Below are 19,969 nucleotides of genomic sequence, written 5' to 3'. Positions count from 1 at the left end.
CTAGGCGCGCCCCACCGACGCCCCGTCGCCGGGTGCCTCGTCGTCGAGCGGACGATCGACGGATGCCGCGGAGCCGGCCAGGTCGGCCGCGGAAGCGCCGTGTGTGACGGCGTCTGGCACGGCGCCGTCCGAACGGGCGGCCACGGTTCCCTGCTCGACCGTGAGCCGCAGGGCGGTTCCGGCCGGGGCGTGGGCGGCGTCGCGCAGCACCGAGCCGTCGGGGAGCTGGGCGATGGCGTACCCCCGGGCGAGAGTGGCGAGCGGCGAGAGGGCGCGGAGCCCCGCCCCGAGCTCGCTGGTGCGCCGACGCTCTCCTTCGATGCGGCGATCGACGATGTCGCGCCCCCGGTTCGAAAGCATCCACAGCTCCTGCGCGCGGGAGGTGAGCAGGGAGTGCGGGTTGCGCAGAGCGGGACGCGAGCGGATCTGTTCGAGCTGCGCGATGTCGTGGAGGACGCGCTGGGTGAGACGTCCGGTCAGTCGGGCGCGCAACTGCGAGACGAGGGCCCGCTGCTCGCTGACGTCGGGGACCACGCGCTTGGCGGCGTCGGTGGGCGTCGAGGCGCGCACGTCGGCGACCTCGTCGAGGAGCGGTCGGTCGTTCTCGTGCCCGATCGCGCTGACGATCGGAGTGGATGCCGCGGCCACCGCACGCAGCAGGCGCTCGTCGCTGAAGCCGAGGAGCGTCTGCGGATCCCCGCCGCCGCGTGCGATCACGATCACGTCGACCTCGGGGTCGGCATCGAGGATCCTCAGGGCCGCGAGCGTTTCGGGAACGCACCGGTCGCCCTGGACGGCGGCGTGCTGTGTGCGGAAACGGACGCGGGGCCAACGCAGTTCGGCGTTGCGGTGCACGTCCTTCTCGGCATCCGAGTTCTCGCCCGTGATGAGACCGATGCAGTGGGGGAGGAAGGGCAGCTTCTTCTTGCGGACGGGGTCGAACAACCCCTCCGAACGCAGCTGCACGCGCAGGCGCTCGAGGCGCTCGAGCTGTTCGCCCAAGCCCACGTGTCGCATCGCCGAGATCGCGAACGAGAAGTCTCCGGTGCGCGGGAAGTAGTCGGCCTTCACGCACGCGACGACGTGGTCGCCGACCTTGAGGTCTTTGGGCAACCGGTTGAGCGTGCTCGACCAGATGCGGAAGGCCACCGTCGACTCGGTGCTGAGGTCCTTCAGTCGCCCGAAGACGTTGCCGCCGCGGCGGTTGAACGAGGTGATCTCACCTTCGACCCAGACCGATCCCCAGCGCTCGATGAAGCCCCGGATCGTGTCGTTCAGCCGGGACACCGAGGTGGGGGCATCGGTGGAGGAGTCGCGGGGGTGCACGCTGTCGGCGGGCGGGGCCTGACCTGCGACGGTCTCGGGCTGGAAAGAGGTCATGTCACTCGCTGGGATGCACGCCGTCGGCGGGGGCCGCGAGAGCCGGACGTCTCTCGGGAGGGAAGGTCCCATGCTATCCGGCCGGGTCGCGTCGGGAGGTTCGGCCGTCGTCCAGGGGCGCCCCCGTAGAATCGAGGGGTGAGCTCACCTGCCGTGCACCTGCCCGTTCCCCGCATCCCGGGTCGACGCGGGCGGCTTCAGGACGTCCCCGTCCAGGGCAAGAAGAAGGTGTTGCTCGCGGCACCCCGCGGCTACTGCGCCGGTGTCGACCGTGCGGTCATCGCCGTCGAGAAGGCCCTGGAGCGCTACGGCGCCCCCGTGTACGTGCGCAAGCAGATCGTGCACAACATCCACGTCGTGACCGAGCTCGAGAAGAAGGGCGCGATCTTCGTCGAAGAGGTCGACGAGGTCCCCGCCGGCTCCCACGTCGTCTTCAGCGCGCACGGTGTCTCGCCGGCCGTCGTGTCCGCGGCATCCGATCGGGGTCTGCAGGCCATCGACGCCACGTGCCCCCTCGTGACGAAGGTGCACCGCGAGGCCGTGCGCTTCGCCCGTGACGACTTCGAGATCCTGCTGATCGGCCACGAGGGCCACGAAGAGGTCGAGGGCACCGCCGGAGAAGCCCCCGAACACGTCACCGTCGTGAACTCTCCCGACCACGCCGACACCATCGAGGTGCGCGACCCGTCGAAGGTCGTGTGGCTCTCGCAGACCACGCTCTCGGTCGACGAGACGATGGAGACCGTGCGGCGTCTGCGCGAGCGCTTCCCCGAGCTGCAGGATCCGCCCTCCGACGACATCTGCTACGCCACCCAGAACCGCCAGGTCGCGATCAAGAAGGTCGCCGTCGGCGCCGACCTCGTGATCGTCGTGGGTTCGGCGAACAGCTCCAACAGCGTGCGCCTGGTCGAGGTCGCCCTCGAGCACGGCGCGAAGGCCGCCTACCGCGTCGACTACGTCGACGAGGTGAAGCAGGAGTGGCTCGAGGGGGTCGAGACCGTCGGCGTCACCAGCGGCGCCTCGGTGCCCGAGGTGCTCGTGACCGAGGTCCTCGAAGAGCTCGCCGGCGCCGGCTACCGCGACGTCGAAGAGGTGCGCACCGCCGAGGAAGACCTGATCTTCTCGCTCCCCAAGGAGCTACGACAGGATGCCAGCGGCAAGCGCGACGAGCGCGCGCTGGGCGGCCGGGGCCGCGCGTGAGCGACGTCGACCCGCGCACCCCGTCCGCGGCGGACGAGGCTCGTCCCCGCCCGCAGTACGGCGAGTACGCCACCCCCGAGGAGCAGCGGGCGCGCATCCGCCGTCCGGAGGTGACCGAGGCCCTCGAGGCGGGCATGGCCCCGCAGCCGGAGCATGCCCCCGAACCCCGCGCCGCGGCGAAGCCCGGGCCCATGCCCGCCCCCACCACCCGCGGCGGCCAGGTCGACCGGATCGTGACGTTCGGTCTGTTGATCTACGGGCTGTTCTCCGTCGTCACCACGATCATCCAGCTGCTCAATTTCCCCGAGTACGCGAACAACTTCGCGCGGGTCTTCCAGGTCGACGCGACGTTCACCAACCTGACCGCCGGGTACCTCTGGGGTGCGGCGGCCGCGGCCGTCACCGGGATCGGGTGGCTTCTGACCGCCATGTTCACCTGGCGGTCCATGAGGCGCGGGCGTATTTCGTTCTGGATCCCGATCGCCGGCGCGCTGGTCTCGACGGTCATCGCGGCCGTCCTGTCGCTCATCGGCATGGCGAGTGACCCGCAGTTCCTGACGGCCGTCATGGGCACCGTCTCGAACTGAACCGAACCCCACGGCATCCCGTGTTCCTAGAAGAAGAGGGAGAGGGGATGCCGCTGTGCGAGACGACCACGCGCAACTGACCGCGCTGTACGACGCGCACGCGACCCCCGTCTGGCGTTACGTCGTGAGCCTCACCGGCGATCACGCGGGCGCCGACGACGTCGTGCAGGAGACGCTGCTGCGCGCGTGGCGTACGCCACGCGTCATGAGCGACGACCCGGCCTCCCTGCGCTCGTGGATGTACACCGTGGCCCGCAACATCGTCATCGACGAGGCGCGGAGCGCGCGGCGCCGGCACGAGCAGCCCGTCGACGAACTCCCCGAGACCGTCCGCGACGACGACACCGACGCGATGTTCGACGCGCTTCTGGTCGAGGAGGCGCTCGCCACCCTCACACCCGATCACCGCGCCGTCATCGTCAGCGCCTACTACGGCGGACGCAGCGTCGCACAGACGGCAGACGAGCTCGGCATCCCGACGGGCACCGTCAAATCGCGACTGCATTACGCGGTGCGGGCATTGCGGCTCGCGCTGCAGGAAAGGGGGGTGACCCGATGAACGACGATCACGAACGTCTGTCGATGTCGGACGGCGCCTACGTGCTCGGAGCGCTGTGCGCCTCCGACCGCGCCGAATTCGAAGCGCACCTGGCGGTGTGCGCCATCTGTCGCGCCTCCGTCGCAGAATTGGCTCCGACCGCGGGACTCCTCTCGCGACTGTCGCCCGAACGCGCCCGAGCGCTCAGTGCGACGACGGGCCCCATTCCGCTCGCCTCGCCCGATCCGTCTTTGCGCGGACGCGTGGTCGAGGTCGCGCGGCGTCACCGGAAGCGGCGCATCACCGCGTGGACGCTCGCGGCATCCATCGCCCTGGTGGCGGTCGCGGTGCCGAGCGTGTTCGCCGTGAACAGTGCGATGCAGCAGTCGGCGGGTACCGTCTACGCCCTCGACGACGTCGCCGGTGCACCCCTCGAGGCCTCGGTGAAGCTCACTTCCGCGCCGTGGGGGACCCGCATCGACCTCGTGTGCCAGTACACCGGTCAGGTGCTCGACGCCCCGCCCGGGGGCTGGCCCTACGCTCTCGCCATCACCGACGACTCGGGGACGACGAGCGTGCTCTCGACCTGGCGCGCCGACCCGGGCTCGACCACCGAACTGAGCGCGGGGACCGACCTCTCGGCCTCGAACATCGGCGCGGTCGAGATCCGCTCTCTCGACGGCGACACGGTCGTGATGCGGCGCGAGTTCGACTGAGGGCCGCGTCCGCGCGCCGCCGCCGCACGCTCTAGCATCGACGCATGCCTCGACTCGTCGCCGTCTGCGTCGTTCACAGCCTGCGCCCGGATTCCGGGTCGATCGGGGTGACGGCGATCGACAAGCGTCCGCTCGAGGGGAAGGTCCGCGTCGGCAAGCTCGGCCTCCGCTCCGACGTGCAAGCGAGCCGCAAACACCACGGCGGGCCGGAAAAGGCCGTCTACGCGTACGCCCAGGACGACGCCGACTTCTGGGAGGGCGAGCTCGATCGGGAGCTGCGCCCGGGATGGTTCGGCGAGAACCTCCGCGTCGAGGGACTCGACGTCAACGGAGCGCGGATCGGCGAGGTCTGGCGCATCGGCGACACCGTCGAGCTCGAGGTCACGATGCCCCGAACGCCCTGTGCGACGTTCGCCCGGTGGGTCGGTGGGTCGGCAGCGCGTGGCTGGGTCAAGCGCTTCTCGGACGAGGGGCGCCTCGGCGCCTACCTGCGTGTCCGTCGCGCCGGAGAGATCCGAGCGGGGGATGCCATCGAGGTGCTCTCGTCGCCCCACGGAGCGCCCACGGTGCTCGAGGTGTACCGCAGCTGAGGCGCGTCCGGCCCCGGTCGGCGCACCCGCGCTCGGCTGTGCGATCGCGCGGGGCGTCCTGCCTCGCCGGTGGCGCGAGACGGCAATTCGCTGACTCGTCCGTTGCAGGCTGACACCCGGTTGTCAGCGAGATGCCGTCTCGGCGTGCAGGAGGGGCGCGTGCGGGGGATGCCGGGACAGCGGAGGGGGCCGGGGCACGGCAACCGGAAACGACGAACGCCCCGGCGGGAGAGCCGGGGCGTTCGCGGGATGACGAGGTGTCAGCTCTTCGAGTGGCCGAACGAGCCGAGCTGCTTCGTGGCCTCGACCACGCGGACGGCCATCGCCGACTCGGCGACCTTGCCCCAGGCGCGGGGGTCGTACTGCTTCTTGTTGCCGACCTCGCCGTCGAGCTTGAGCACGCCCTCGTAGTTCGAGAACATGTAGCCCGCGATCGAGCGCGTGAAGGCGTACTGGGTGTCGGTGTCGATGTTCATCTTCACGACGCCGTTGGCGACGGCGAGGGCGATCTCGTCGTCGGTCGAGCCGCTGCCGCCGTGGAAGACGAGGTCGAGGGGCTTGGGGCCGGTGCCGAACTTCGCGGCGATGCCCTCCTGGATCTCGCCGAGCAGCTCGGGGCGGAGCTTGACGCCACCGGGCTTGTACACGCCGTGCACGTTGCCGAAGGTCAGGGCCGAGATGTAGCGGCCGTTCTCGCCGAGGCCGAGGCGCTCGACGGCCTTGGTCACGTCGGCGACCGTCGTGTACAGGGCCTCGTTCGAGCCCTCGTGCTGGACGCCGTCCTCTTCGCCGCCGACCACGCCGACCTCGATCTCGAGGATGGCGTTGATGTTCTTCATGCGGGGGAGGAGCTCCGCCGCGATGTCGATGTTCTCGTCGAGGGGAACGGCCGAGCCGTCCCACATGTGCGACTGGAAGATCGGGTTGCGACCGGCCTTGACCTCTTCTTCGGAGGCCTCGAGCAGCGGAAGGACGAAGCCGGGCAGGGCGTCCTTGGGGCAGTGGTCGGTGTGCAGGGCGACCGTGATCGGGTAGTTCTTCGCGACCTCGGTCACGTACTTGGCGAAGGCGAGGGCGCCGGTGGCGCGGGCCTTGACCGTGTGACCGGCGAAGTAGTCGGCACCACCGGTGGTGACCTGGAGGATGCCGTCGGAGCCGGCCTCGGTCAGGCCCTGGAGCACCGAGTTGATGGTCTGCGAGCTCGAGACGTTGATCGCGGGATACGCGAAGCCGCCGGCCTTCGCGCGGTCCAGCATGTCGGCGTACTGCTCAGGGGAAGCGACGGGCATGGAGGTGCTCCTTGGTGTTGTCGGGACACCGTCACTCTAGCGAAGCCGCCGGATCGTGACGGTGCGGGCGCGGCAGGAACCGGGCGGTTCTGCTGAACCGTTAAGAACGGCGATTCCTTCGTTGCACGTCCGGTCAAAACCCGCGATTGTCACCGGATCGCTGGATACAGTGGCCCCATGGTGAGCCTGACTGCCGACATGAGCCCTTTGCACCCCGACCGGAACCTGGCGCTCGAGCTGGTGAGGGCGACCGAAGCGGCATCCATCCGCGCCGTCCCCTTCATCGGCCGCGGCGACAAGGAAGCCGCCGACGGCGCAGCCGTCGACGCGATGCGTGCGTTCTTCAGCACCGTCAACTTCGACGGCACGATCGTCATCGGCGAGGGCGAGAAGGACAACGCCCCCATGCTCTACAACGGAGAGCGCGTCGGAAGCGGCCGCGGGCCCCAGTGCGACGTCGCGGTCGACCCGATCGACGGCACCTCGCTCACGGCCGCGGGCCGCCAGAACGCCCTGTCGGTCATCGCCGTGTCCGACCAGGGCACGATGCTCGACGCGTCCAGCGTCTTCTACATGGACAAGCTCGTCACCGGGCCCGCCGGTGTCGGTGTCGTCGACATCCGCCTCCCCATCGCCGAGAACATCCGCTTGCTGGCCAAGGCCCTCGGCAAGCCCGTCGACGAGATCGTCGTGTCGGTGCTGAATCGTCCGCGTCACGAGAAGCTCATCGCCGAGATCCGCGAGGCGGGGGCGGGCACGCGCCTCATGAGCGACGGCGACGTCGCCGGCGGCATCAACGCCGCCCGCCACAACGCCCGCACCGACATGTGCGTCGGCATCGGCGGCAGCCCCGAGGGCATAGTCACCGCGTGCGCGATCAAGGCGTTGGGTGGTCACATCCAGGGCGTGCTCGCCCCGCGGACCGACGACGAGAAGGAGAAGGGTCGGGATGCCGGCCTCGACGTCGACGGCCAGGTCTACGAAGCCGATGGTCTGGTGAAGGGCAAGAACACGATCTTCGTCGCCACGGGCGTGACCGACGGCCAGCTCGTGCAGGGAGTCCGCCGCGATGGCGACTTCATCTACACCGAGAGCGTCGTGCTGCGCGGCGCCTCGGGAACGCTCCGCCGCATCTCGTCCGAGCACCTGACGTCGAAGTGGCTGTGACGCCGCGGCGCTGAATTCGTCGTTTCCTGAGACAGCATCTCGCGGACGGAGCGGTCGCCCGGGGCAGCCGTGACATCAGCGGGGTGCTGTTTCGGCGCTCGGCGAGAGGCGCACGGTCGTCGCCTCGACGTGCAGATACAGCCGGGCGTGTCGTGACGCAAGCGTGACCGGTAACGGAAGCCCTGTCTGGCAGAATCTCTAGGAGTGTCAACGGCGACGCTGTGTTCTTCCGAGACCCGAAGGGGGATCGTCCATGGCAGCAGCTCCGACGAATCAGACCGCACCTCAGACAGGTGCACAGGCGGTCATCGCCAGCGCGGTCGACCCTGCGCGCCGCCCCGACGTGCTGTTGCGCGTCCGGCGCGACGAGGGTCACGAGGTCAGCGCGTGGTGGATGGTCGGCGCGTTCGTCGCCGTCTCCGCGGCCGTGGTGAGCCTGCTGAGCTGGGTTCCCGGCGGGGCCTGAACCTTCTCGTCTTTCGGAAGCCGGCCTCCCGGACGGCGGCTCCCGCATTCTCGGCCCTCGTGCCCGGCTCGATGCCGGTAAGGGTTCGAGCATCGCGCGTGTCGGGCCTTGCGCTCACGACTCCGTGTCGGCCAGTCCCGCTCGCTGGCGGATGACACCCAGGTCGGCCCTCGCGGCCGCCTCGGCCGTCTCGACCGGTGACGGGGTGGCTTCGCCGGCGCCATCGAAGTTCTCGATCATCTCCGGCGCGGTCCATCGGCGGGGAGTCGCCTCGATCGCGACGGGAGCAGCGACCGCATCGAGCTTGGTCTCGTCGATGCCGGGGAACTTCCGCGCCGTGACGAGCACACGTGTCTCGAGCGATCCGGCGAACCGGTTGTAACTGTCGACCGTTTTCTCGATCGCGCGGCGCAGGTCGTTCGCGTGCTCGGCGAGTTTGCCGACGCGCTCGTAGAGCTCTGTGCCCAGGGCGAAGAGCGTGCGCGCCTCGTCGGAGACATCTTGCTGGGTCCACGTGAACGCGACGGTCTTGAGCACCGCCCAGAGGTTGACGGGCGAGGCGAGGGCGACGCGGCGCGTGAACGCGTAGTCGAGCAGCGTCGGGTCTTCGTCGAGGGCCGAGGCCAGCAGCGACTCGCTCGGCAGGAAGCACACGACGAACTCGGGGCTCGTGGTGAGCCCCGCCCAGTACGCCTTCTTTGCGAGGGCGTCGACGTGGGCGCGCACCGCGCGGGCGTGCTTGGTCAGGAATGCGGCGCGGCGGGCTCCGTCGTCGCCGTGCGCCGTGATGGGGATCGCGCTGGCCTGCAGATACGCATCGAGGGGGACCTTGGCATCCACCGCCAAAGACTTGCGGCCGGGGAGGCGCACCACCATGTCGGGGCGACCGGCTCCGGCGTCGCTCGAGATCGCCGTCTGCAGGTCGAAGTCGACGTAGCGCGTGAGGCCGGCGGCTTCGACGACCCGGCGGAGCTGCGTCTCGCCCCAGACGCCGCGCGTGGTTCCGGAGCGCATCGCGGAGGCGAGCGACTCGGTCGTCACGCGGAGTGCCTCGTCGGCCTCGCGGGACAGGCGCAGCTGCTCGCCGAGCGCGGTGTACTGCTCGACCCGGTCGCGTTCGAGGCCGTCGACCTTGCGCTGCATCGCATCGAGCGTCTCGCGCACCGGGTCGAGGGCGCGAAGGACGGTCTGCTCGCGACGCTCGCGTTCTTCGCGGGCTGCCTGATCCGCGCGCGACTGCCCCACGAGCTCGCGGTACAGGGCGACCTGGTGGTCGAGCTGCGCCTGCACGCCCGCCCGCGCGGTCTCGGCGGCGGCGACGCGGGCGCCGTGGGTTCGCTGCTCTTCTGCGGCGCGGGCCGCGGTCCGCGAAGAACCCACGAACCACCCGCCGACGACGCCCACGACGAGAGCGAGGATCACGAAGACGAGAGCGATGGCATCCATGGGGTCAGCTTGCACCAGACCTCCGACATCGCCGGAAAGACGGGCCGAGAGGCGTCAGGCGACGGCGCGCTCGACCGGCTCCGCCGCGATCTGCGATACACGGACGCCCAGGTGCGCGGCGAGGGCGTGCACGTCGTCGACGCCGGCGCGGCGGGCGCAATCGATCGTGATCTCGGCGCAGGCGACGGCGTCGGCCAGGGCATCGTGGTGGGCGAACGGGGAGCAGCCGGCTTCCTCGGCGACGAGCGGGAGCCGGTAGGAGTCGAGCGTGTAGGTCTTGCGCGACATCTGCACGCTGCACATGTAGCGGTAGGGCGGGCACTCGTCGCCGGTCGCCGCGCACGCCCGGCGCAGCACCGACATGTCGAAACCGGCGTTGTGCGCGACCAGGACGTCGGCTCCCGCGAAGGTGGTGAGGCGCTCGAGTTGCGTCGTCCAATCGGGCGCGTTCACGACATCGGAGGGGTGGATGCCGTGGATCCCGACGTTGATCGGGGCGAAGTGGTCGTGACCTGGCGGCGGCTTGATGAGCCAGGCTGCCGTGGCGACCACGCGGCCGTTCCGGACGCGGGCCAGGCCCACCGCGCACGCGGACGCGCCGCTGGAGTTCGCCGTTTCGAAGTCTATCGCGGTGAAGTCCAGAGCCACGACTCCACCCTCACCCGCGCTCCCGTGGGGACGAAGAGGCGCGCCGGGGTCGGCGGCATCCGGTCTGCCGATTCGCTCCGGCGGCGGTCGCTTGAACGTTCTGCGGCAGATGCGTGCCGGCGAGGACCGAGAGGCGGCTGCGGTTACCCGACGCCGGCCGAAGTCCCTGCGTCGTGACCGCGGGGCTGGGGTGAGGACGTGGGGCGGATGCGATGTCGGAGGGGCGGCGTAGGGTCGGGGCATGACCGATCGCGAGAAGTCGACCTCGTTCGGGCAGGCGGCCTCCGCCTATGAATCCGGGCGGCCCGGGTATCCCGCCGAGGCCGTGGCGTGGCTGCTCGAACCCGTGCGCAAGGCCGGTCGCGCGCTGCGCGTCGCCGACGTCGGGGCGGGGACGGGCAAGCTCACTCGCGCGGTCGCCGAGCTCGGCGCCGACGTGGTGGCCGTGGATCCGGATGCCGACATGCTCGCGACCCTGCGCGAGAACGCGCGGGGTGTGCCCACGTTCGTCGGCACGGCCGAGCATCTGCCCCTGCCCGATTCCGGTCTGGACGCCGTCGTCATGGGCCAGGCCTGGCACTGGGTCGACGTCGAGCCGGCGTCGCGAGAGACCGCTCGCGTGCTGCGCAGCGGGGGAGTGCTCGGGCTCATCTGGAACATCCGCGACGACCGCGTCGACTGGGTGCGACGGCTCACCGCGGCCATGGGCGGGTCGAACGCCGAGGTCCTCCTCGCCACGACCGGTCCGCGCGTCGCCGAGCCCTACGGCGAGCTCGAGCACCGTGAATGGTCGTGGGAGAGGCGCATCACCCTGCCGCAACTGCGCGACCTCGTCGTCTCACGCAGCGACATCATCACGGCCAGCCCCGAGAAGCGCGCGGGCATCGAGGCCGCGGTCGACGGGGTCGTGGCATCCGTCCCCGAACTCGCCGACGGAGGCTCCGTCGCCCTGCCGTACGTCACCCACGCCTTCCGCGCACGGCGACCGTGACGCGGTGACCGGGCTCCGAGCCGGGTAACCTGGACTCCCGTGGCTCTTACCATCGGAATCGTCGGCCTTCCCAACGTCGGAAAGTCGACCCTCTTCAACGCTCTGACCAAGAACTCGGTGCTCGCGGCGAACTACCCGTTCGCCACCATCGAGCCCAACGTCGGGGTCGTGAACCTTCCCGATGTGCGCCTGCAGAAGCTCGCCGACGTGTTCGGCAGCGAGCGGCTCATGCCCGCTGCGGTGTCGTTCGTCGACATCGCCGGAATCGTCCGCGGCGCGAGCGAGGGCGAGGGCCTCGGCAACCAGTTCCTCGCGAACATCCGGGAAGCGGATGCCATCGCGCAGGTCGTGCGCGGATTCGCCGACGACGACGTCGTCCACGTCGACGGTTCGGTCAACCCGGCGAACGACATGGAGACCATCAACGCCGAGCTCCAGCTCGCCGACCTCCAGACGCTCGAGAAGGCGATCACCCGGTACGAGAAAGAGGTCAAGGGCAAGAAGCTCGACCCCTCGGTGCTCGAGGCCGCCAAGGCCGCGCAGGACGCCCTCCAGCGTGGCGTGCTGCTGTCGGCATCCGGAATCGACCTCTCGCCGATCCGCGAGCTGGGGCTGCTGACCGCGAAGCCGTTCATCTTCGTCTTCAACGTCGACGAGGCCGTGCTCACCGACCCGTCGCGCAAGGACGAGCTGGCAGCGCTGGTCGCTCCCGCGAAGGCCGTGTTCCTCGACGCGAAGATCGAGTCGGAACTCATCGACCTCGACCCCGAGGACGCCGCCGAACTGCTTGCGTCGACCGGCCAGGACGAGTCGGGTCTCGACCAGCTCGCCCGCATCGGCTTCGACACGCTGGGCCTGCAGACCTATCTCACCGCCGGCCCCAAGGAAGCGCGCGCCTGGACGATTCCGCAGGGCGCGAAGGCGCCGCAGGCGGCCGGTGTCATCCACACCGACTTCGAGAAGGGCTTCATCAAGGCCGAGGTCATCTCGTTCGACGACCTCGTCGAGCTCGGCTCGGTCGCCGAGGCCCGTTCGAAGGGCAAGGCCCGCCTCGAGGGCAAGGACTACGTCATGCAGGACGGCGACGTGGTGGAGTTCCGCTTCAACAACTGAGCGGACGGCGCGCGGCCCGGGCCCGCGCGATGAGGGCGGAAGTGTCGACGGGGTGGGCAGCGACCCCGTAAGCTGACGAACCACTTCGGGGGGAGAGGCTCATGGCCATTCAGGTTGATACGTCGGTGGTTCGAGGGGGCGGCGAAGCGTGCTTGCAGCTTGCTGACGACGTCGGTCGCGCGTTGGAGTACTTCGATAACCACATCGATAAGGCGCAGTCGTGGGCGGGTGGAGCGTTAATCCAGTGGCTTCTATCGGAGCATAGCTCTTACGCGTCCAGGGTTGACTCCGGGCTTATGCGATCGAAGGCGTTGATGATTGCCTCGGGCGGCGCTCTAGATGATGTAGCTCGGCGCTTCGACGAGAACGAGTACGATGCCCAGGTCAGCGTTCGTGACCTGTTCGATGATCTCGATCCGGGCGTGGCGACGGCGCCCATCGACGGGAGCACAGAGCACCAGAGCATTGCCGTCGGTTCTCCAAGCGCGGCGCTCGTTCCACCCGAGTCTTCCGTAGCTGACCCGGCCTTCGCGGTCGTGTGGAATATCATCAACTGGCCGGACTACATCTCTTTGTCCTACTGGGGTCGGCAGCTTCTGAATGCGATATTTCAGCTCGTTGCGCCGTCCCTTACTGAGGGCCAGGACCTGTTCGAATTCCTCGCGCAGAAGCTCGGCGGCGATTGGGACAAAGTGGCGCTGGCAGGAAGCGCTTTCGGTCATCTCGGAGATTTTTTTGACGGCCTCGCCGGCGAGGTGAACAACCTGGCGGTGGATGTGTTCGCCGCCTGGACCAGCGGAGAGAGCGCCGACCGTGCTGGCGAATACTTTGCAGAACTTGCGGCGGCGTTTGCCGCCCAACCGGAGGTGTACGGCGACCTCGCGTTGAAGTACTCCAATGCGGCGTGGGCAGCTTTCGGAGCGTGTCAGGGCCTGTTGTCTGCGCTCGATGCGGCCGTTGATGCGCTCGTCGTTTTCCTGATGGGATTCGCCTCTGTCGGCGAGGCGCTCGCAGCCATCTTCAGCGGGGGTGCGACAGCCGTACCGGCGGTCGTCTCCGCCGTGATCGCGGTTGTGGAGGCATTTTCGAGTGCGTGGGGCGCCATGATGACCACGCTCTCGCTGACAATCGCGGCCGGAGCGACCCTCGGCTCCGCCACCACCAACATCGAGTTCGTCTCTCTCCCGGAGGTCTGACATGAATCTTACTGATGTGTCCGCGGCGCTGCTGCGCACGACCGACGACGACTTCGCATCGAATCTGAAGAAACGATTGCTCGCGCTCGCCGACGCGACCGAGGACGAGGCGTATGCCAGTCGATTACGGCTAATTGCCAACGGCAAGCGACCCCTTCGGACGCTCCTTCACGATCCTCTATGGCGCGAATCGTTCGACTCCCGCATCCCCGAAACCGTGAAGTTGGCTGCGATTGAGCCGGAGCAACGCCGCGCGCTGGACGAAGCCGTCGAACAAGCTCGTCGTCGCACGGTGATGCCGACGCGAGAGGAAGTCGCTTCGGATGTTGCCGACGTCATGCGCCGTGCTACTGCCACTCGGGACGCAATCAATGACGATGAGCGCAGTGGCTGGCAAGTCGTCCGCGATACGGCCATCGATACGAACAACCCCGCAGCGTTCGAGCGATGAGTCCCGAAACGTCGTTCATTGCGCGTTACGACGAGGCAAAGCGTGCAGCGGTTGAAGACACTCTTCAGAAGGTGGTGCGGGCTCAAGGCATCGCGGCGATCGCTCTGGCAGTCGTTTGGGGATTCGTCACGCTGCTGCCGATCGCGGTTGTGGCCGCGGGCGGACAGGTGACCGCGGCACTCGTGCTCGCGGTGACGCTCGTGGTCCCTCTGGCCATCGGCGCGTTGGGCGTGCGCCAGCTCAGGCGGCGGCCGCGTATGCCCGAGATCGCGGTCGCGATCACCCCGACGAGCGTGCAGTTCCCCGCCCTCGAACGACCGTCTGCTCTTGCTCCCCGGGTGCGTGCTGAGCAGTGGGTCCGCGAAGGCACGACCGCCGAGATCCGCCCGGCATCCGGTCTGTTCCAGGCGCCCCTGGTCGTCTTCACTCGGCAGGACGGCGGCAAGCTCCGGCGACGAACGGTCTCCGCCGAGAACCTGGATATCGATCCGCGGATCCTCGTCGATGCGCTCGGCGGGACGGCTTCCGCGTAGCGGGTGTTTCGCGGGGCTGCCGAGAGCGTGTGCGAAATCGCGGCGGCCACTGCAGCGAGTGATGGCAGGTGCTGCGAGCGGCGTGCGCTGCTTCTCGGAACGGCTCATTTACCCGCCGAACGGGACCCTGCACGCAGCGGCTGGGCGCCCAAAGAACGCTCGGTCTGGCGGCGCACTAGCCTTGCGCACATGATCAGGCACAACAGTGCGTCGCTGTGCGTGTACAGCGACAAGTACAGCGTGGCGCAAATCACCGAGATGCTCGGAGTGGAGCCGGAACGCTCGGGAGACATCGGTGACCCGACGCCGTCCGGGCGCGCCGGTCGGAACCTCACGCCGCCTTACGCGAGGTATCAGCGCACGTTCTGGTGCCTGCACGAAGACGCGGACGACACGGACGCCGAGGATCAGACCGGCTTCTCCGCTGTGCGGAAGGTGGTCGATCGGGTGCTTCCCGTCGCCCACAAGCTCGCCGACCTTCGAAACGACGGAGAGACGATCATCTGGTGGTCGGGCGACTCCGACAGCACGCAGGGAGGCTTCGTCCTAGAAGCGGACCTTCTCGCGAAGATCAGTGTCCTCGGATGCCATCTCTACGGCACCACGTTCCTCGGCGAGGAAGGGTCGGGCACGTGACCACCATTCCCGAGCCCGCCCGCATCGACGATCTCGCCGCCTTCGCCGCGGCCAACGGCTGGACGTCCCAGCCGACCGCCGAGCCTCCCGCGCTCTCGGGTGACATGTGGGAGTACGCCACGGCGGGCAACGTCCAGGACCGCATCGCCGGCGCGGACTGGGAGGCCGGCCGGATCGTCGGCGGGGCGAGAAAGGCCGAAAACGTTCGCCAGAACGGCATCGTCACCATTCGGACGAGCGTGTCGGTCAACGTGCCGGTGAGGAGCATCAACCTCGGCTACCTGGCGATCCGACTGCCCCGGCACCTGCCGCACTTCGTGCTCGATGCGCGGAGCAACGACGGCATCCTGTCATCGCTCCAGCACCGACCGCAGCGGAGGCAGCGACTCTCTCTCGAGGGCGACTTCGACACGCACTTCCACCTCTTCGCGCCGAAGGGCTACGAGCGCGATGCGCTCTACGTCTTCACGCCCGATCTCATGGCGCTGCTGATCGACGAGACGGGCGACCTCGACGTCGAGGTGCGTGACGACATGCTGATCGTGTACCGGCCCGGCGGGTTCGACCTCCACGATCCCGCAGTCTGGGAGCGCTTCGCGCGCATCCGGGCCACGGTGGGCGCGAAGGCGTGGACCCAGACCGACGGGTACAGCGACGATCGGGCAGCGCCGGGGCTGTCCGCATCCGTCGGTCCGGAGGGGCGCCGACTGAAGCGCAGTCTGCCGCGATGGGTGTGGATCGGGATCGGAATCGCCGCCGCTGCCCTGCTCGTTCCGGTGGGGGTGCTGATCACGGTGTTCAGCGTGGCGAACCCCCTCTGACGCGGCGTCAGGCCCCCACGGCGGCCCGCGCGCGGCGCGCGAGCTCGGTGCCGTCGATACCGGGCCAGCCGTGCAGGCCCTCGGCGTGCGAGGCGGGAAGCGCGTCGGCGCCCCACACGGCGCCCGCGAGCGAGCCGGCGATGGCCGCGACCGTGTCGGTGTCGTTCCCGCCGCGCACGGCGCGCTCGATCGCGTCGAGCGGCGTCGCCGCGCCTGAGACGGCGGCGAGGGCGCCCTGGAACGCCCGGACGATCCACCCGTTCGCCTGTTCGAAGTCCCGCGGATGCCGGCCCTCGGTCGCGTCGATGAGATCGCCCCACCGACCGCGGCGCTCGGCGGGCACGAGATCGAGCTGCGCGCGCATGTCGAGTTCCCCGGTCAGGATGCCGTGGCGGATCGCCCCGCACCACAGAGCGCACGCGTCGAGATTGTCGTCCTCCCAGTGGGTGAGGCGAGCGACGGCGCCGGCGGCCGCGGCGAGATCCTCGCGCGGGCGATCGAGATAGCCGAGGGCGACGGGACCCGTGCGCATGAGCGAGCCGTTGCCTCCGCTGCGACCCGACGCGTCGTGCACGGCGCGGGATGCCGCGGTGATGGCATCCATTCCTCCACCGGCGGGGATGCGGGACAGGACCTGGCGCGTCTGGGCTCCGACGTCGAGGGCGTCGCCCGCCCACTCCTTCCAGCGGTGCACGATCGACTCGAGCGACGAGGGGTCTTCGAGGCGGTGTCCGGCGGCGAGTTCGTCGAGGATCGGAACGGCCATGCTCGTGTCGTCGGTCCACTCGCGCTCGCCGTGGCCGAAATGCCCGCGTCCGAACGCGGGCACGACCTCGTCGGCGAGGGCAGGGCCGAACTCGTAGGCGGAGCCGAGGGCGTCGCCCGCGGCCGAGACGAGGACGGCGCCGATGGCGCGATCGACCTGTGCGGGGGAGGGGGCGCTCATGACCTCAGCCTAGGAGCGACGTCTCTTCTCAGACGCGTGCAGCGCTGAGGGCGCTCGGTGAAAGCTCGACGAGACCTTCCCCGGGCGTCCACCGCCACCTCGTGCCGAGGCCATCGGCGTACTCCAACCGGGTGATGGAGCGATCGCCGGCGACGGTGAAGGGGTCGAGAACGTCAGCCTCGCGGACTGGTCGGGGAATACCGTCCCAGGAGGATTGCAGGGCGAGCCCTCGGTTCTGGACGAAGAACTGTCCGGGCGGCAGCACCTTCATGCGGATGATGTGGGTGTTCTCGCCCGGGCCGGCCACGTGAACTTCGACGTCGTAGAACACGGCCGACGTCGGGCTCTGGTTCGAGACGACGACCCCGTATCGGCGACCGCTTTCATCTCGGTCGGCCGCCCACCATGAGGCGACGCTGCCCGCCAACTGGCGACGGTCGCGCGCTCGGTCGACCTCGTCTCGTTGGGCTTCGCGCGTAGCCGAGTCGCGCGCGGAGGCGACGGCCTCTTGACGCGTCTCGTCAGCGGTCCTGTTCGCGGCGAGCGCGACGCGGAGCGCGAAGATACTCAAGATGCACCCCAGGACGGCGGCGAGCGCCGCAACCCAATCGGCGAGGGTTCCGGGTTCGAGAGGGAGTGGCGACATGCCCCTCACGTTAGGGTGAGGCACCGGTCCGGGGCGAGGAGATGCACTGTATTTCACCCGGGGGATCCGCGCGTTTCACCCGCAAAGAGGGATCAGATGTCGCTGAAGTCGTTCGCCGGCAGGATGAGTTGCGTCACCGCGTCGCCGTCGAGCACGAGCATCACGTACTCGCGCCCCACCTCGCCGGGGCGCTGCAGGGACTGCGTCCCCGGTGCGTCGCGCGTGTCGAGGCGCAGCTCGGTGGAGTCGAAGCCCTCCGTGGCGCCCGCGGCGACCGCCTCGGCGCGGGTCGAGCCGACACCGATGCCGCCCGTGGTGACGACCGGGTGGCCGGACACCGTGGGCGTGGTCACGCGAACGGTGGCGCCGCGCGTGGATCCGTCGTTGGGCACGGTCAGGGTGAATCCCGGCCAGGTGAGCGCGGTGAGCTCGAGGGTGCCGCCGTAGGGGCCCTCGACCGCCGACTGCGTGGGGGCCGTGGCGAGCGCCGCCGTCCACGCGTCGACGGAGTTCAGCGAGTACTCGAGGGTCGACCCCGCGGCGATCGAGGCGCTGTCGAGAGAGACGATCAGGACGGCATCGCTCGCCGGGGCTGCCGCGTCGGCCGTGGGTGAGACCGTCGGAGTGGGCTTCTCCGACGGGGTGAAGGCGGGCGTCGGCGAAGCCGCTTCCGTCGGCTCGGGGGAGGGCTGCGGGACGCACGCGCTCAGGCCGAGGGCCAGAACGGCCGTGAATGTCAGAAGGGGGACTGTTCGCCTCATAGACGAACGCTATCCGCCCCGCGGTCGGTCTTCAACGAGCCCCGGACGCGCCGCGGTCGATGACACCGCGAGGGTTCGGCATCCGGTCGACTCGTTCCTGGGGAAGCGGGCGTCCTCGGTGCTCAGCCCAGCTCGCTCGGGTGCGTCAGCCGCCACCACAGGGACGGCTCCTCGATCGCTCCCTTGATCTTCACCTCGGCCGACGTCGTCTGCGGCCCCGCGGTCCACGTGACCGAGCCGACGACCTCGCCGTCGGCGTAGTTCTGCGGGGTCGTGGTGTCGAGGGTGACCGAGACGGGTGTGTCCGACCACGTATGGAGTTTGGTCGTCTTGGCCAGCACGAGCGACGCGCTCGAGCCCCACGGGGTCGAGATGGTGCCGAGGTCGTCGCCGACCGTGCCGAGCGGGATGTCGTGGAAGCCGTCGCTGATGCTCTGGAGGAGGTTGCGGACGTCCGCGTCGGTGCTGTCGTGGGTCTCGCCACCCAGTCGCACGCCCGTGATCTGCAGGGGAGAACCGATTCCCACGTCGAGCGACGAGGTGAACAGCAGGTTGAAGGTGCCGTCGCCGAGGTTGCCGGTCTTCAGACCCGTGACGCCGAGGGTCCCCAGCAGGTCGTTGGTGTTGGTGACCGTGCCGGCGCCGGTGATCTGCGCCGATCGGGTGCCGGCGATCTGGGCGATGACCGGGTTCGCCTCGGCCAGTTTCGCGAGCGCCAGCAGATCGCTCGGGGTGCTGGCGTTGCGGGAGTCGATGCCCGTGGCATCCACGATCCGGGTGTCGTTCAGACCGTTCTTGCTTAGCCACGATCGAGCCGCCGACACGTACGCCCCCTCGGAACCGAACCCCCACCGGGCGATGGCGACGGCGTAGTTGGCGGCCGAGGGCAGCAGCATGGTCGTGAGCGAGTCGTGCAGCGACAGCTTCAGTCCGTCGGGCATCGGCGCGATGACCGCGCCCTGCACGTAGAACTGGTCGTACAGATCGGTGTCGGCCTCGGTGTACGAGATGGTCGGCCCGGGGTCGGTCGGCCCGCTCAGCGGGTGGGCGTCGAGGACGACCAGGGCGGTGACGAGTTTCGAGATGCTCGCGAGGGAGCGCGAGTCGTTCCCTCCCGACGCGGCGAAGGACTGGGCCGCATCAGGGCCGAGGTAGTCGGCGCCTCCGTCGACGCGCAGCAGGGTCTCGCCTCCGGCGGGGAGGGCGAGGGATGCCGCCGCCCCGGCGTTCGCGGCAGGAGCCTGCGAAGTGACGGTCGGGGCAGGGAGAGCGGCGGACGAGGCCCACCACACGTAGCCACCGCCCCCGCCGAGGATGAGGAGGGTGACGACGAGGAAGACGATGAGGACGACGCGCCCGGCGCGACCGCTCGGCTGCGGCTCTCGCGGTGCTTCCTCGAGGAGGTCGCCGAAATCGGCGAGCGTGCTCACGAGATCTCTCCAGGGGTCCCCACGTTTCGAACCTATTGGTTTCTCTTCCCCACCACGACCCGAAATTCAAGCCCCCCTTTTCTCCGAAGGTCGGCGGCTTACCGTGTACGCACATCGGGAGATACCCGAAGACCACACGGGAGGAGCCGACTATGGGACTCGACGACAAGATCAAAAACGCTGCGGAGAACATCGCTGGCAAGGCGAAGGAAGCCATGGGCAAGGCGACGGACAACGAGCGCCTCGAGGCCGAAGGTCAGGCTGACCAGACCAAGGCCCACGCCAAGCAGGCCGGCGAGAACGTCAAGGACGCCTTCAAGTAAGTCGCCCTCCCCGAAGTGCCCCGATCCGTGTGGATCGGGGCATTTCGTCTGTTCGGATGACATCCGGCGGAGGGGATGCCGGGGTGCGGGGGCCG

General features: G+C 69.3%; 23 protein-coding genes. 15 read left to right on the top strand and 8 right to left on the bottom strand.

What is annotated here, in order from left to right:
- Positions 1 to 1,380, bottom strand: coding sequence for an exodeoxyribonuclease VII large subunit (xseA, locus tag OVA26_RS12330; protein WP_268104252.1), 1,380 nt, complete (start codon positions 1,378 to 1,380; stop codon positions 1 to 3).
- Between the two features lie 138 nt (positions 1,381 to 1,518).
- On the opposite strand from xseA, the gene OVA26_RS12325 reads away from it, so the two are divergent.
- Genes OVA26_RS12325 through OVA26_RS12305 form a run of 5 tightly spaced genes read left to right on the top strand, consistent with a single transcriptional unit; the run spans position 1,519 to position 5,011 of the window.
- Complete coding sequence (locus OVA26_RS12325; protein ID WP_176786405.1) at positions 1,519 to 2,580, top strand: 4-hydroxy-3-methylbut-2-enyl diphosphate reductase; 1,062 nt, start codon at positions 1,519 to 1,521, stop codon at positions 2,578 to 2,580.
- The gene (locus tag OVA26_RS12320) at positions 2,577 to 3,167 is read left to right on the top strand and encodes a DUF6264 family protein (protein WP_268104251.1); all 591 of its coding nucleotides are present in this window, start codon (positions 2,577 to 2,579) and stop codon (positions 3,165 to 3,167) included. The genes OVA26_RS12325 and OVA26_RS12320 overlap by 4 nt, the downstream gene beginning before the upstream one ends.
- Positions 3,168 to 3,222: 55 nt before the next feature.
- Positions 3,223 to 3,726 carry a sigma-70 family RNA polymerase sigma factor gene (locus OVA26_RS12315; RefSeq protein WP_056230049.1) on the top strand — a complete coding sequence of 168 codons (504 nt, stop codon included), beginning with the start codon at positions 3,223 to 3,225 and terminating at the stop codon, positions 3,724 to 3,726.
- Entirely contained in the window at positions 3,723 to 4,421 is a 699-nt protein-coding gene (locus tag OVA26_RS12310) for a zf-HC2 domain-containing protein (RefSeq protein ID WP_268104250.1), read from the top strand. Before OVA26_RS12315 ends, OVA26_RS12310 begins: the two co-directional genes overlap by 4 nt.
- A 44-nt stretch (positions 4,422 to 4,465) precedes the next feature.
- Positions 4,466 to 5,011, top strand: coding sequence for an MOSC domain-containing protein (locus OVA26_RS12305; protein WP_268104249.1), 546 nt, complete (start codon positions 4,466 to 4,468; stop codon positions 5,009 to 5,011).
- A gap of 260 nt (positions 5,012 to 5,271) precedes the next feature.
- Here OVA26_RS12305 and fbaA read toward each other — a convergent pair whose 3' ends face one another.
- Entirely contained in the window at positions 5,272 to 6,300 is a 1,029-nt protein-coding gene (gene fbaA / locus OVA26_RS12300; RefSeq protein WP_056230060.1) for a class II fructose-bisphosphate aldolase, read from the bottom strand.
- 177 nt (positions 6,301 to 6,477) lie between these two features.
- On the opposite strand from fbaA, the gene glpX reads away from it, so the two are divergent.
- Both glpX and OVA26_RS12290 read left to right on the top strand, forming a co-directional pair.
- Positions 6,478 to 7,467, top strand: a complete 990-nt coding sequence (gene glpX, locus OVA26_RS12295; RefSeq protein ID WP_056230063.1) for a class II fructose-bisphosphatase — start codon at positions 6,478 to 6,480, stop codon at positions 7,465 to 7,467.
- Positions 7,468 to 7,720: 253 nt separating this feature from the next.
- Positions 7,721 to 7,933, top strand: coding sequence for a hypothetical protein (locus tag OVA26_RS12290; RefSeq protein ID WP_056230066.1), 213 nt, complete (start codon positions 7,721 to 7,723; stop codon positions 7,931 to 7,933).
- A gap of 114 nt (positions 7,934 to 8,047) precedes the next feature.
- On the opposite strand, the gene OVA26_RS12285 is transcribed toward OVA26_RS12290, so the two are convergent.
- Together OVA26_RS12285 and OVA26_RS12280 are read right to left on the bottom strand one after the other, a co-directional pair.
- Positions 8,048 to 9,379: a DNA recombination protein RmuC gene (locus OVA26_RS12285; protein WP_268104247.1), complete on the bottom strand. Its 1,332-nt coding sequence runs from the start codon at positions 9,377 to 9,379 to the stop codon at positions 8,048 to 8,050.
- A 54-nt stretch (positions 9,380 to 9,433) separates the two neighbouring features.
- Positions 9,434 to 10,027 (bottom strand): 3'-5' exonuclease, encoded by a 594-nt coding sequence (locus OVA26_RS12280; RefSeq protein WP_268104246.1) that lies wholly within the window; start codon positions 10,025 to 10,027, stop codon positions 9,434 to 9,436.
- Positions 10,028 to 10,268: 241 nt separating this feature from the next.
- Here OVA26_RS12280 and OVA26_RS12275 point away from each other — a divergent pair, with 241 nt between their 5' ends.
- The 7 genes from OVA26_RS12275 to OVA26_RS12245 all read left to right on the top strand — a co-directional run bounded on the left by OVA26_RS12275 (position 10,269) and on the right by OVA26_RS12245 (position 15,768).
- Positions 10,269 to 11,018 (top strand): class I SAM-dependent methyltransferase, encoded by a 750-nt coding sequence (locus OVA26_RS12275; RefSeq protein ID WP_268104245.1) that lies wholly within the window; start codon positions 10,269 to 10,271, stop codon positions 11,016 to 11,018.
- 39 nt (positions 11,019 to 11,057) lie between these two features.
- Entirely contained in the window at positions 11,058 to 12,131 is a 1,074-nt protein-coding gene (gene ychF, locus OVA26_RS12270; protein WP_268104244.1) for a redox-regulated ATPase YchF, read from the top strand.
- Positions 12,132 to 12,232: 101 nt separating this feature from the next.
- A complete protein-coding gene (locus OVA26_RS12265; RefSeq protein ID WP_268104243.1) occupies positions 12,233 to 13,327 on the top strand; it encodes a hypothetical protein in 1,095 nt (364 codons plus the stop codon).
- A 1-nt stretch (position 13,328) separates the two neighbouring features.
- On the top strand, positions 13,329 to 13,778 hold the full coding sequence (locus tag OVA26_RS12260; protein ID WP_268104242.1) for a hypothetical protein: 450 nt from the start codon (positions 13,329 to 13,331) through the stop codon (positions 13,776 to 13,778).
- Complete coding sequence (locus tag OVA26_RS12255) at positions 13,775 to 14,311, top strand: hypothetical protein (RefSeq protein ID WP_268104241.1); 537 nt, start codon at positions 13,775 to 13,777, stop codon at positions 14,309 to 14,311. The genes OVA26_RS12260 and OVA26_RS12255 overlap by 4 nt, the downstream gene beginning before the upstream one ends.
- A 189-nt stretch (positions 14,312 to 14,500) precedes the next feature.
- Positions 14,501 to 14,947, top strand: coding sequence for a DUF4279 domain-containing protein (locus OVA26_RS12250; protein WP_268104240.1), 447 nt, complete (start codon positions 14,501 to 14,503; stop codon positions 14,945 to 14,947).
- On the top strand, positions 14,944 to 15,768 hold the full coding sequence (locus OVA26_RS12245) for a hypothetical protein (protein ID WP_268104239.1): 825 nt from the start codon (positions 14,944 to 14,946) through the stop codon (positions 15,766 to 15,768). The genes OVA26_RS12250 and OVA26_RS12245 overlap by 4 nt, the downstream gene beginning before the upstream one ends.
- Positions 15,769 to 15,775: 7 nt before the next feature.
- On the opposite strand, the gene OVA26_RS12240 is transcribed toward OVA26_RS12245, so the two are convergent.
- The 4 genes from OVA26_RS12240 to OVA26_RS12225 all read right to left on the bottom strand — a co-directional run bounded on the left by OVA26_RS12240 (position 15,776) and on the right by OVA26_RS12225 (position 19,551).
- Positions 15,776 to 16,714, bottom strand: coding sequence for an ADP-ribosylglycohydrolase family protein (locus OVA26_RS12240; protein WP_268104238.1), 939 nt, complete (start codon positions 16,712 to 16,714; stop codon positions 15,776 to 15,778).
- Positions 16,715 to 16,742: 28 nt separating this feature from the next.
- On the bottom strand, positions 16,743 to 17,360 hold the full coding sequence (locus OVA26_RS12235; RefSeq protein WP_056230093.1) for a hypothetical protein: 618 nt from the start codon (positions 17,358 to 17,360) through the stop codon (positions 16,743 to 16,745).
- A 92-nt stretch (positions 17,361 to 17,452) separates the two neighbouring features.
- A complete protein-coding gene (locus OVA26_RS12230) occupies positions 17,453 to 18,121 on the bottom strand; it encodes a hypothetical protein (protein ID WP_268104236.1) in 669 nt (222 codons plus the stop codon).
- Positions 18,122 to 18,243: 122 nt separating this feature from the next.
- Positions 18,244 to 19,551 carry a D-alanyl-D-alanine carboxypeptidase family protein gene (locus OVA26_RS12225; RefSeq protein WP_268104235.1) on the bottom strand — a complete coding sequence of 436 codons (1,308 nt, stop codon included), beginning with the start codon at positions 19,549 to 19,551 and terminating at the stop codon, positions 18,244 to 18,246.
- Between the two features lie 152 nt (positions 19,552 to 19,703).
- Here OVA26_RS12225 and OVA26_RS12220 point away from each other — a divergent pair, with 152 nt between their 5' ends.
- A complete protein-coding gene (locus tag OVA26_RS12220) occupies positions 19,704 to 19,874 on the top strand; it encodes a CsbD family protein (RefSeq protein ID WP_268104234.1) in 171 nt (56 codons plus the stop codon).
- The last annotated feature ends 95 nt before the right edge of the window (positions 19,875 to 19,969 follow it).

Origin of the sequence: Microbacterium sp. SL62 (assembly GCF_026672635.1) — a bacterium.
Classification (GTDB): domain Bacteria; phylum Actinomycetota; class Actinomycetes; order Actinomycetales; family Microbacteriaceae; genus Microbacterium; species Microbacterium testaceum_A.
Note: the sequence above shows the minus strand (reverse complement) of the source record. Positions and strands in the feature narration are given on the sequence as shown.

Excerpts from the sequence above, each read along its gene's own strand:
- OVA26_RS12255 (WP_268104241.1), top strand. The coding sequence starts at position 13,775 with ATGAGTCCCGAAACGTCGTTCATTGCGCGTTACGACGAGGCAAAGCGT.
- OVA26_RS12220 (WP_268104234.1), top strand. The coding sequence starts at position 19,704 with ATGGGACTCGACGACAAGATCAAAAACGCTGCGGAGAACATCGCTGGC.
- OVA26_RS12310 (WP_268104250.1), top strand. The coding sequence starts at position 3,723 with ATGAACGACGATCACGAACGTCTGTCGATGTCGGACGGCGCCTACGTG.
- OVA26_RS12250 (WP_268104240.1), top strand. The coding sequence starts at position 14,501 with ATGATCAGGCACAACAGTGCGTCGCTGTGCGTGTACAGCGACAAGTAC.
- OVA26_RS12230 (WP_268104236.1), bottom strand. The coding sequence starts at position 18,121 with ATGAGGCGAACAGTCCCCCTTCTGACATTCACGGCCGTTCTGGCCCTC.
- glpX (WP_056230063.1), top strand. The coding sequence starts at position 6,478 with ATGGTGAGCCTGACTGCCGACATGAGCCCTTTGCACCCCGACCGGAAC.
- OVA26_RS12305 (WP_268104249.1), top strand. The coding sequence starts at position 4,466 with ATGCCTCGACTCGTCGCCGTCTGCGTCGTTCACAGCCTGCGCCCGGAT.
- OVA26_RS12260 (WP_268104242.1), top strand. The coding sequence starts at position 13,329 with ATGAATCTTACTGATGTGTCCGCGGCGCTGCTGCGCACGACCGACGAC.
- fbaA (WP_056230060.1), bottom strand. The coding sequence starts at position 6,300 with ATGCCCGTCGCTTCCCCTGAGCAGTACGCCGACATGCTGGACCGCGCG.
- xseA (WP_268104252.1), bottom strand. The coding sequence starts at position 1,380 with ATGACCTCTTTCCAGCCCGAGACCGTCGCAGGTCAGGCCCCGCCCGCC.
- OVA26_RS12290 (WP_056230066.1), top strand. The coding sequence starts at position 7,721 with ATGGCAGCAGCTCCGACGAATCAGACCGCACCTCAGACAGGTGCACAG.
- OVA26_RS12235 (WP_056230093.1), bottom strand. The coding sequence starts at position 17,360 with ATGTCGCCACTCCCTCTCGAACCCGGAACCCTCGCCGATTGGGTTGCG.
- OVA26_RS12240 (WP_268104238.1), bottom strand. The coding sequence starts at position 16,714 with ATGAGCGCCCCCTCCCCCGCACAGGTCGATCGCGCCATCGGCGCCGTC.
- OVA26_RS12265 (WP_268104243.1), top strand. The coding sequence starts at position 12,233 with ATGGCCATTCAGGTTGATACGTCGGTGGTTCGAGGGGGCGGCGAAGCG.
- OVA26_RS12285 (WP_268104247.1), bottom strand. The coding sequence starts at position 9,379 with ATGGATGCCATCGCTCTCGTCTTCGTGATCCTCGCTCTCGTCGTGGGC.
- OVA26_RS12275 (WP_268104245.1), top strand. The coding sequence starts at position 10,269 with ATGACCGATCGCGAGAAGTCGACCTCGTTCGGGCAGGCGGCCTCCGCC.